Origin of the sequence: Anaerorhabdus sp. (assembly GCF_036637135.1) — a bacterium.
Classification (GTDB): Bacteria; Bacillota_I; Bacilli_A; order Erysipelotrichales; family Erysipelotrichaceae; genus Anaerorhabdus.
The window spans coordinates 3,396-13,247 of sequence record NZ_JAVWNC010000054.1; the positions used below are offsets into that span (position 1 = coordinate 3,396).

At 31.9% G+C, this 9,852-nt stretch carries 14 protein-coding genes; 4 read left to right on the forward strand and 10 right to left on the reverse strand.

Translation table 11 applies throughout. From position 1 onward, the window contains the following. Positions 1–61: 61 nt before the first annotated feature. Positions 62–544, reverse strand: a complete 483-nt coding sequence (locus tag RR643_RS09280) for a YbaK/EbsC family protein (RefSeq protein ID WP_332483043.1) — start codon at positions 542–544, stop codon at positions 62–64. A gap of 132 nt (positions 545–676) precedes the next feature. Here RR643_RS09280 and RR643_RS09285 point away from each other — a divergent pair, with 132 nt between their 5' ends. Genes RR643_RS09285 through RR643_RS09295 form a run of 3 tightly spaced genes read left to right on the forward strand, consistent with a single transcriptional unit; the run spans position 677 to position 2,811 of the window. After that, positions 677–1,507, forward strand: a complete 831-nt coding sequence (locus RR643_RS09285) for an AraC family transcriptional regulator (RefSeq protein ID WP_332468784.1) — start codon at positions 677–679, stop codon at positions 1,505–1,507. Beyond that, positions 1,497–2,399, forward strand: coding sequence for a DMT family transporter (locus RR643_RS09290; RefSeq protein ID WP_332483044.1), 903 nt, complete (start codon positions 1,497–1,499; stop codon positions 2,397–2,399). Before RR643_RS09285 ends, RR643_RS09290 begins: the two co-directional genes overlap by 11 nt. After that, the gene (locus RR643_RS09295; RefSeq protein WP_332483045.1) at positions 2,389–2,811 is read left to right on the forward strand and encodes a DUF2000 domain-containing protein; all 423 of its coding nucleotides are present in this window, start codon (positions 2,389–2,391) and stop codon (positions 2,809–2,811) included. The genes RR643_RS09290 and RR643_RS09295 overlap by 11 nt, the downstream gene beginning before the upstream one ends. Before the next feature lie 71 nt (positions 2,812–2,882). Here the strand turns inward: RR643_RS09295 and RR643_RS09300 are convergent, their stop codons facing one another. The 8 genes from RR643_RS09300 to RR643_RS09335 all read right to left on the reverse strand — a co-directional run bounded on the left by RR643_RS09300 (position 2,883) and on the right by RR643_RS09335 (position 8,248). Continuing rightward, on the reverse strand, positions 2,883–3,293 hold the full coding sequence (locus RR643_RS09300) for a DUF2871 domain-containing protein (protein ID WP_332468787.1): 411 nt from the start codon (positions 3,291–3,293) through the stop codon (positions 2,883–2,885). Continuing rightward, positions 3,293–3,958: a hypothetical protein gene (locus tag RR643_RS09305; RefSeq protein WP_332468788.1), complete on the reverse strand. Its 666-nt coding sequence runs from the start codon at positions 3,956–3,958 to the stop codon at positions 3,293–3,295. Before RR643_RS09305 ends, RR643_RS09300 begins: the two co-directional genes overlap by 1 nt. An 11-nt stretch (positions 3,959–3,969) precedes the next feature. Further along, the gene (locus RR643_RS09310) at positions 3,970–4,521 is read right to left on the reverse strand and encodes a TetR/AcrR family transcriptional regulator (protein WP_332468789.1); all 552 of its coding nucleotides are present in this window, start codon (positions 4,519–4,521) and stop codon (positions 3,970–3,972) included. Positions 4,522–4,639: 118 nt separating this feature from the next. Beyond that, the gene (locus tag RR643_RS09315; protein ID WP_332483046.1) at positions 4,640–5,149 is read right to left on the reverse strand and encodes a hypothetical protein; all 510 of its coding nucleotides are present in this window, start codon (positions 5,147–5,149) and stop codon (positions 4,640–4,642) included. Between the two features lie 64 nt (positions 5,150–5,213). Further along, positions 5,214–5,930, reverse strand: a complete 717-nt coding sequence (locus RR643_RS09320; protein ID WP_332483047.1) for an ABC transporter permease — start codon at positions 5,928–5,930, stop codon at positions 5,214–5,216. Continuing rightward, entirely contained in the window at positions 5,927–6,796 is an 870-nt protein-coding gene (locus RR643_RS09325) for an ABC transporter ATP-binding protein (protein ID WP_332483048.1), read from the reverse strand. The genes RR643_RS09320 and RR643_RS09325 overlap by 4 nt, the downstream gene beginning before the upstream one ends. Further along, positions 6,783–7,586: a MerR family transcriptional regulator gene (locus tag RR643_RS09330; RefSeq protein ID WP_332468793.1), complete on the reverse strand. Its 804-nt coding sequence runs from the start codon at positions 7,584–7,586 to the stop codon at positions 6,783–6,785. The genes RR643_RS09325 and RR643_RS09330 overlap by 14 nt, the downstream gene beginning before the upstream one ends. Positions 7,587–7,717: 131 nt before the next feature. Then, on the reverse strand, positions 7,718–8,248 hold the full coding sequence (locus RR643_RS09335) for a hypothetical protein (protein WP_332483049.1): 531 nt from the start codon (positions 8,246–8,248) through the stop codon (positions 7,718–7,720). A gap of 94 nt (positions 8,249–8,342) precedes the next feature. Here RR643_RS09335 and RR643_RS09340 point away from each other — a divergent pair, with 94 nt between their 5' ends. Next, positions 8,343–9,218, forward strand: coding sequence for an aminoglycoside 6-adenylyltransferase (locus tag RR643_RS09340; protein ID WP_332483050.1), 876 nt, complete (start codon positions 8,343–8,345; stop codon positions 9,216–9,218). 27 nt (positions 9,219–9,245) lie between these two features. Here RR643_RS09340 and RR643_RS09345 read toward each other — a convergent pair. Continuing rightward, on the reverse strand, positions 9,246–9,852 hold a 607-nt coding region (locus RR643_RS09345; RefSeq protein ID WP_332483051.1), incomplete at its 5' end, for a 4Fe-4S binding protein.

Sequence of the window (9,852 nt, forward strand, 5' to 3'; positions counted from 1 at the left end):
TTTTTTTCAGATAATTAACACCAAAAGAAAGAGTGATATTTTCACTCTTTCTTTTCAGTATTTATTCTTCTCTTGGCGCTTGTACATACACTACTTGATTGGATGAATTTTGGAATATTTTCTTCAAGTCTTTTGTATGAATAACCATACTTTGCGTTGGTGATCCCGCCGAACAGATGAGCTTGTCATGTTTAAATATTTCTGAATCTACAATAAAGATAACATCTGAATCATATCCAAAATTAGTTGCACAACCCACAACATATCCTGTTTTCTCTTCTAATTCTTCAGGTGATGTAATTGATAATTTTTCACCAGTTACTTCTTTTAAGAAGGCTCTATTAAAGCGAACTCCTTCTTCAGTGATAAAAACATAATAAGTACCATTTTTGTCTTTCAGAAATAAGTTCTTACTTTCAGTGCCTTCTAAATTATATTTTTCATCTACTGCTTTTGCTACTTCATAGTCGGTAATAGGTTCATGTTCTACATATTGGTATTCAATACCTAAGTCATCCATGATCTTTAATAAATCATATTTCATGCTCTTCACCTCACTATTTCATTATATCACTCAAAAATGATTGTTTGCTTGTTATGCTTAATTTTGACTTTATTTTACAAGCCAAGTAATCCTGAAAATGTTAGAATAAATCCAATAAATGAGGTACTGCAAATGAAGAAGGAAACTCGCACAATCGTCTATGATGAAAAACTGAAGATTGAAGCTTACTTATTGGAAGGTATAGTTCAACCTTTTCCAAATCATTTTCATGAATTCTATGTCCTTGGTTTGATGGAGAATGGTCATCGATATTTAAACTGCCGCCATTTGGAATATTCATTATCAAAGAGTGATATGATTCTTTTCAACCCAAATGACAATCATGGATGTGCCCCTATAGGTGATGAAACACTATACTATCGTGGATTAAATATTCCTCAAGATAGTATGTTAGATATTGTGGAAGACATCACAGGTCAAAGAAAATTACCTGTCTTTATGAAAAATGTTATTTTGGACGAAGATGCGAAGTCTTACTACCAACCACTTCACGAAATGATTATGCAAGGATCGACAGAATTTGAAAAAGAAGAATATTTATATCTACTATTGTCTCATTTACTTCAAAACTATGCTCAACCTTTTGATGTCATTACACCAAAATCTAATAACGAATTAGAAAAAGCTTGTGACTATATCGAAAAAAATTATGCAAAGCGAATATCTCTTGATGAAATATGCCAAATCGCTAATCTTAGTAAATCATCATTACTTCGGGCTTTTACAAAAATTAAAGGCGTTACTCCCTATCGCTATTTAGAAACCATACGTATTAATGAATCACGTAAATTATTAGAAAAGGGAATTCAACCCATTGATGTTGCCCAACAAACTGGATTCTCTGATCAAAGTCATTTCACAAATTATTTCAGTAGTTTTACAGGACTTACACCTGGTGCATATCGTGAAATCTTTTTAGATAAGAATCAACATGATGAATAAACAATCTACTGGACATCTTTATGCTTTAGTTACAATTTGTATTTGGGCTACTACTTTTGTTTCTACTAAAGTTTTACTTACAAATTTTCAACCCATTGAGATTTTATTCATTCGCTTTCTCATTGGATTTATCGCATTAGTTTTAATATATCCAAAACGATTACCTTGCACAACAAAATCACAGGAGTTTTATTTTATTTCAGCTGGGTGTACTGGTATTTGTTTATATTATCTTTTGGAGAACATTGCGCTAACTTATACAAGTGCTTCAAATGTTGGTGTTATCATTTCTGTTGCACCCTTCTTCACTGTCTTGTTATCTCATGTGTTTTTTAAGGAAGAGAAAATGACACCTAACTTCTTACTTGGATTTGTTATTGCGATGGTTGGTATATCAATTATTAGTTTTAATGGTACTCGAGTGGAAGTCAATTTTATAGGTGATTTACTTGCATTCCTTGCATCTTTCCTATGGGCTATATATTCCCTTCTTATAAAGAAGATTAGTAACTTTGGATATAATACCATTCAAACTACACGGCGTATCTTCTTGTATGGTTTACTGTTTATGATACCCGCTTTGTTCTTATTTGAATTTCATATTAATTTTGATATCCTCATTCAACCCACAATATTATTTAACTTAATTTATTTGGGCTTGGGTGCCTCTGCATTATGTTTTGTCACTTGGAATTTATCTGTGAAAATACTAGGTCCAACCAAAACAAGTGTATATATTTACTTAGTCCCCATCCTTACCATGATTACTTCGGCAATCATACTCCATGAGGAAATTACCATCTTCTCATTGTTTGGAATTGGATTAACTCTATTTGGCTTAATTTTATCAGAATCTAAAATACAATTCGGGAGAAAAAATAATGGAAATTGAAAATAAAAAATGCGTCATTATATTAGATGAAGAATTACCTTTAGGTATTCTTGCGAACACATCCGCAGTTCTTGGGGTTACCTTAGGGAAGGAACATCCAGAAATTATTGGACCTACCTTAGCTGATCAAAGTACTTTGGAACATATGGGTATTGTTGCCACTCCAATCCCTATATTAAAAGGAAATAAGCAATTACTTCAAGCGTTGCGTAAGAGATGTTATAGCGATGAGTTCAATGATTGTACAGTTGTGGATTTCACCGATGTAGCACAAAGTTGTATCGATTATGATGATTACATCGAAAAAATGAAACATGTTCAAGAATCTGATTTACACTACTTTGGAATCGGTCTATGTGGGGAAAAGAAAAAGATAAACAAGCTTACAGGCAGTTTACCTTTACTGAGATAATTATTTGTTTATTTTGTATAATAAAACCTTGTGAATTAAACTAGCTTTTAGTTTGTCCACAAGGTTTTTATTTACTTAACTGCTTTTTTTAGTTTGAGGAAGATGAGTACTAATCCTACTCCTAGAATAATATGACCAATTCCTGCAACCCCAGAGATTGCTGCATTGATTCCTGATGATAATGGAGTATTTAAGACTTCTAAAACACCACGAACTAACATCATAATAACCATCCAGCATAATCCTACATTGTATGCAATAAATGCTGAATTAAATCCTTTTTGATCTTCAACTTTAACTCGATCACAATACAAACCAAGGATAAGGAAGAATATAGATCCTAATACAAGTAAATGCACGTGCATTTTACCTAAAGATGTAACTCCAACAAATCCATTAAACTTTGTAAACTCGCGATAGAATACTCCCGCTACCATAGCAACAATGCTATAAATAAACGCTACATTAATCATTTTTTTCATTAGTTATTACCTGCTTTCTTCATATCTTGATATCCAATCCAAACTGTCCAGACGTATGCACATGTCTTTGGAATCATCAACATCCCTACTAAAGGTATTGTGTCCGCAAACAATACAACTGGAACATAGAATGCAAAACTTAATACAATTGTTAAATACATATATTTAAATGATGTATCTTTATGTTCTTTTGCACTTTTATAAAATAATACAATAATTAGTATACCCATTAATGCAAATGGAATATTACGATAAATTCCCCAGCTCAATGGTGCATTTGCACTTGTCCACATATTTTGAGGAAATAAACACAATGCAATTCTCACAATAGCTAATGCATAGACACTCAGTGTTAATCCTTTTTGTCCTTCAACCTTATAGCGTAAGCGCCAAACATAGTATAGTAGTATATAGAATACTGTCATCGTAATTGATGTAATAAACTTACCAATACCTAAGGCTACAGTAAAGTTTTCAAGACCTGTAGTACATAAAGCTAATGCTCGAGGTACAAGATGAAATGAATCACCTAATCCTAATGTAATAGCCATAATACCAAATAATTTTGCTTCTTTTGTTTTTCCTTTTCGAACCATGATGATTCCTAGAGTAATGACTGTAACTAAATAAATTACATCAAACCCTGTTTCCATAATTGCTTGCATAAATTACCTCCCTAATTCATCGTTTCAATCATTTTAATTAATATGTCTGTCTTGCGGTTGTTCGTAATACAATCTACCAAACTCCATATTACATAATCGATAAAATCTTTCTTGCCTATATTGTGAGTTTCTAGCGTTTTACATAAGGTCTTTTCTGATTCAAGCGTAGATAATATTCCTCTTTGCATATGCATAAAATACTCACTCATTTGTTTTCTACCAGCCGGTATTTCTTTACCACTAAAATACTGGTTATGCTTTGATAGAAAATCTGGAAATTCTTTAGCACCATTTCTTAAACATGTTTCAAGCCAATTGAGTACTTGTAAGAAATTACTTTTTTCATAGTCACATACTTGATTATGAAAAACCCTTCTCCATATCATTTCCACAGTTTCTACTAACAGTTCTTGTTTAGAAGGAAAATAGTTGTAGATGGTACCTACAGAAACATTACATTGACTTGCTAATCCACGTATATTGAGTTCTTTAAATCCTGCTGTCTTAACCAATTCAATCGCTTCTTGTAAAATATCTTCTTTTGATTCTAATTTTTTGTACACAATCACCCCTCCAAACTGAACACTGTTCATATTAGACTATTTACTTGTATTTGTCAAACATCACTATCTTTCAAAAGAAAAAAGAAACATATTCTGTTTCTCTTAATTTAATATTAGTTCAATTTTCATAGGTTCCAGTTTCAATTAGATCTCCATTTACATCATATATCCAATAAGTATTTTCTCTTATTTTTTTTAATACTTGTTTTCCCCTAAATAGAAAATTTACATGTTGATAATAATCTTCACTAAGATCTATATAAGAAGAATCTACTGATACCATTTTTATTCCATTTTCAAATACGACATCTTCTGGTTTATAGACAAAACCACTTATGAAAATACATACCCAAAGAGCCCCAACAATTCCCAATCCGTATATAAAGAATATGATAAATTTTATTACCTGCATGAATTTATATTTCTTGATTTGTTCTAATGAAAAGAAAAGATGAATAAGATAAAGAATGAATACAAAAACAGAAAATATTGCGAAGTATAACAAGATAGATTGTGGAATAGCACGTAGAACTAAATTTTGTGTCTTTTCTACAATAAGTAGAATTAATTTAACTACAATGTAAATCGCTATTGGTATTATCCCCCAAAATTTCTTGATTGTTTTCATGTGTCCTCCTTGTTGTTCTTTGTGGTTCTACTTAAGTAAAGTCTACATAAATAGACCCTTAAAGTCAACAATCTTTCTTTATACATTTAACTTGAACAGTCAAGATAACACAACATACAGCTGTCATAGCTAATAAAACAATTATATTCGTTACCATTAATGATTGACTGCACATAAGCTCAAATCCCCATGTTCCAGGTAGTAGTTTAGAAATAGTAGTAAATATACTTGGAAGCATTGATTGAGGAATCATAATTCCAGATAACATAACAGTTGGTAAGAAAATTAGTTGACCTAGCATACTTGCTTTAGAACTCTCTTTTACACTCAAACCAATAATTGACGAAACACTCAAACTGGCGATGATAAATAAGACTAATCCTATCCAAAAAGTTGCGCTTGTCGGAATTGTTGCATTAAATAATATAGGTGCAGTGAAAACAATAATACAGCACATCATAAATACATGAATAAAAGCAGAAATAAAATTCACAATTACCGCTGAGTAGAGAGGTACCCCAGCTACTAAATATGACTTTTTGATATCTGTTCCAAATACCGCAATCAATGGTGTTGGACTTGCTAATACAGCACCCATGGTTGCACCAAATACACACATTGTAGGTATGATTGTTTTTTCCATACCTGGCATAATTGAACCAAATATACCACTCATAAACAAATAAAATACGAGTGGAACAATATAATAAACCGTAATAATTTCTTTATCTCTTAAGTTTAATTTCCATTGCAATGCAATGTTTGAAAGTAAAGCTGTCATACTGATTTCTCCTTTGCAATTGCCATAAATTGTTGCTCCAACGTAGGTACGTCTATCTTTATATCTTGTATGTGTTTACTTTGATTTTTCGCAAGCATACCAATTTCTAAAATAGCGTCAGTTAAATCTTCCGTTTGGAACACATAATACTTATTATTCATATCGCAATACTTACTCTTATGGATGTTATTCATATCAAATTCACCGTTAAATCGTATTTGCATATTAGTACTCTTTTGCACAACTTTTGATAATTCTTGAGGATTACCCATAAATGCTATTTCACCATCTTTAAGTATAGCGATGCGATCACACAACTCCTCTACTTCTGCCATATCATGGCTCGCTAATAGAATTGTTTTACCTTGTTTTTTTAGACTACGAATCTCTTCATGCAATGCATAACGGCCTTCAACATCTAATCCCGCAGTTGGTTCATCAAGTATCACAATATCTGGATTTCCAATTAGAGCGATTGCTAAATGAAGTCTTCTTTTTTGTCCTGTAGAACAATCTTTATACTGATTTTTCTTAAACTCATTGATTCCTAAGCGGTCTATTAAGTTTGTATCTACCTTTGCTTTTTGCCATTTCGCAAAGAAATGAATGGCTTCTAAGCATTTAATATTCGCTGGTAATGAAGATACTTGTAACTGTACACCCACTTTACCATTGATTTTAATATCACCTTGAGTATAATTTACAATTCCTTCTATACAACTTAATGTTGTTGTTTTACCCGCACCATTAACTCCAAGAAAACCAAATATTTCTCCCTGTTTTACCTCAAAAGATATTCCATGTAATACATCATTTTTTCCATAACTTTTCTTTAACTGATATACTTCTATACTATTTGTTGTCATTGTTTATCTCCTCCACTGGAAACTGTACGCCTATGCTTTTCAAATATGCATCGATTGCTTGACCAATATAGTCATCAATCTCTTTTTGTTTATTCGCCATTTCTTGATCCCAATTTTCTTTATTGTCATTGAATTCCATTAATTTGGTTAGTAATGTTAAGTCACCCTTTGTAAATTCCATAATCATTTCCCACCATTTTGATGCAAGATCAATTGCTTCATCACTTTCAGGAGAAATTCCTTTGTTCTTTAATTGGATGGCTTTGTCCACAACTTCTTTATAGGTATTAAGAATTTCTTTACCTTCTTCAACATTATCGGTAAATCGTTCTTTAAAATAATCCATTAGTTCATCATCAAATAATTTGATAACCCAATATTCTTTGTTACCCATCTTTAAAAGTTGGATAATATCTGCATATTTATTAAAATCAACTTCTTTCATCTGAATTACTTCTTCTTTTAAAGCATGGAGGGAAGTCTTAACTAATTCCATCGATTTAATTTGATCTTCTATCATCTTTTCTTGTTGTTCTAACACAATACAAACTTCTTCTGGTGTATCCATTTTTAAAACTCGTTCTTTTATGTCCTCAAGAGAAAATCCCAGTGATTTAAATGATAATATTTGATAAAGTTTAATTATATCTTTCGAAGAATATAGTCTTCTTCCACCCTCACTTAACATGGACGGCTTTAGTAAGCCTTCCGTATCATAGTATTGTAATGTCCTCACTGTTACGTTCATTTTCTTTGATATTTCACCAATTGTTAAATATTCTTTGCTCATATTTCCACCTCTATAGTCTTAGTATAATTTGTTACGTAACGTAACATGCAAGTGTTTTTTCTATTTATACTCAAAAATTTGTTTTTATTACTCATAAAAAAACACGTACAAGTTTACTTATACGTATCTAATTAATTTATTTTCTTTAATTCATATGTCTTAATAACGGTATATGGATCACATTTAACGATTGTGAGTTTTTCACAAGTAACTCTACGAGCATCAAAAAGTTCAACAAGTTTGAGTAAACCTTCCTTTGCTTTTGTTTCTGTTATGTTGATTGCGATATGAGGCATCCACTTATAAGGTTGATAGTAACCATGATCACCTGGTGTCGCAATTTCGTGTAAGTAATCAAAGAAACACTCACACGATTCTTGAAGAAACTGATTTAGTTGTGGTGCAACAAACAAAACGTTTGGTTTAAATGTACCGACAACTCCCACATAGATTTGTTGACTCACTATACTTTTTAAAGCACTTTCTACCATTTCAATTAGAAGTTCTTCACTTTCTGTTTCAAAACATCCAACTGTAATGTGTGCAGGTATCTTATTATCAATCATTATTGTATTGCCTGTTACTTTTGCTACTTCATCGATTAAATGATTCAAATATTGAGCTGAATTCTCATCAAACTCATAACATAATGCATATTCCATTTTCTAATCCTCACTTGGAAAATATTATAACATACCTCTTTGTCTTGTAAATCTATGTGTTATGATAGTTCTAATAGTTTGGATGGTGGATTGTATGAAAACTGATCATGAAATAATGCAATTGATACTAGAATTTGCGAAATCAAGAGATGATGTTCGTGTTGTTTATATGAATGGGTCCAGAGTAAACCCAACTATCAAGAAAGATTGTTATCAAGATTTTGATGTTGTTTTTGGTGTTACTACCACATACAACTTCCTACAAAATCGCAAATGGATTAATCAATTTGGTGATGTCTGTATGATACAAGAACCTGATCTAATTGATTGCACAACAGGTATTAAGTTAGATACTAATTTCAATCAATCTTACACCTGGTTAATACTCTATCAAGATGGTAACCGTATTGACTTACATATTGAATTACTAGAAAATTCAAAACAAAATATTCATCATTCTTCTTTAACTACAATTCTACTCGACAAAGATAATTGCCTTGATTCACTTGATCCATCAAATGATTCTGACTATCACATAAAAAAGCCTACGCAAGCAATCTTTAGTGCTTGTAATAATGAGTTCTGGTGGTGTTTAAATAACGTTGCGAAAGGACTAGCACGCAATGAAGTTCCGTACGCTATGACGATGTTGAATGTTTATTGTCGAGATATGTTAAATAAGATGGTTGATTGGCACATTGGCTTGCATCATGATTTCAAAGTTTCTTCTGGCAAGTTAGGGAAATTCTATAAAGACTACTTAAGTAGTGATGATTATTCATCTTATCTCAAGACTTATTCTGATGGTGATCTTTACCACATTTGGACTTCATTATTTAATATGTGTACGTTGTATCGTAAACTTGCATATGAGGTCTCAACAGAATTACAATTCGTTTATAACATACAAGATGATGAAAATATGACGAATTATTTGAAGATGGTCTACCAAAGAAAAACATCGGTTTAGTTTATATCAAACCGATGTTTTTCTTAGTTAGTAGAACAATTCATTTTCTTTTCGATCACTGCACGTTTTCTTCATTTGCGTTGCTGCAATTTTGAGTTTTAAATCACTTACTTCTCTTGCATGTGATGGGCATATCTCAATACAACGCATACATGAAATACACATATCCTTGTTGGTTACTTTCGGATTGTTTACGTCGATTGCACCCACAGGACACTTATTTGCGCATATACCACACATTGAGCATTGTTTACCTACTTTTGGTTTAAGTGGAACGCCATGATATTCTCTATAGGGATTATTTCCTGGGAGATGTAATTCTTTTGAAAATTCGTTCTCATTGATTTTACTTCTTATTTTCTCCGCAAACTCAATCAGTTCTTTTTTATCTTGCATATCCGGTCTGCCTGTCGCAAACTGATGCATAATTGAATGTTCTGCAACAGCTGCAATAGCGGCTATACATTGAAATCCTTTGCTTGTTAAAAATTCTTGTAACTCTTTGAGTGTATCTTCATAAGCTCGATTACCATAAGAAACAAGCAGAATCGCTTTGGCATTATTTCCTTGGTAATGATTCATTCTTTCTAATGCAATTGAAGGAACTCTTCCTCCATAAGATGGTACCCCAATA

What these genes read in the sequence shown, in the direction of transcription:
- RR643_RS09280 (WP_332483043.1), bottom strand. Translation starts at nt 544, where the DNA reads ATGAAATATGATTTATTAAAGATCATGGATGACTTAGGTATTGAATAC.
- RR643_RS09285 (WP_332468784.1), top strand. Translation starts at nt 677, where the DNA reads ATGAAGAAGGAAACTCGCACAATCGTCTATGATGAAAAACTGAAGATT.
- RR643_RS09290 (WP_332483044.1), top strand. Translation starts at nt 1,497, where the DNA reads ATGATGAATAAACAATCTACTGGACATCTTTATGCTTTAGTTACAATT.
- RR643_RS09295 (WP_332483045.1), top strand. Translation starts at nt 2,389, where the DNA reads ATGGAAATTGAAAATAAAAAATGCGTCATTATATTAGATGAAGAATTA.
- RR643_RS09300 (WP_332468787.1), bottom strand. Translation starts at nt 3,293, where the DNA reads ATGAAAAAAATGATTAATGTAGCGTTTATTTATAGCATTGTTGCTATG.
- RR643_RS09305 (WP_332468788.1), bottom strand. Translation starts at nt 3,958, where the DNA reads ATGCAAGCAATTATGGAAACAGGGTTTGATGTAATTTATTTAGTTACA.
- RR643_RS09315 (WP_332483046.1), bottom strand. Translation starts at nt 5,149, where the DNA reads ATGAAAACAATCAAGAAATTTTGGGGGATAATACCAATAGCGATTTAC.
- RR643_RS09320 (WP_332483047.1), bottom strand. Translation starts at nt 5,930, where the DNA reads ATGACAGCTTTACTTTCAAACATTGCATTGCAATGGAAATTAAACTTA.
- RR643_RS09325 (WP_332483048.1), bottom strand. Translation starts at nt 6,796, where the DNA reads ATGACAACAAATAGTATAGAAGTATATCAGTTAAAGAAAAGTTATGGA.
- RR643_RS09330 (WP_332468793.1), bottom strand. Translation starts at nt 7,586, where the DNA reads ATGAGCAAAGAATATTTAACAATTGGTGAAATATCAAAGAAAATGAAC.
- RR643_RS09335 (WP_332483049.1), bottom strand. Translation starts at nt 8,248, where the DNA reads ATGGAATATGCATTATGTTATGAGTTTGATGAGAATTCAGCTCAATAT.
- RR643_RS09340 (WP_332483050.1), top strand. Translation starts at nt 8,343, where the DNA reads ATGAAAACTGATCATGAAATAATGCAATTGATACTAGAATTTGCGAAA.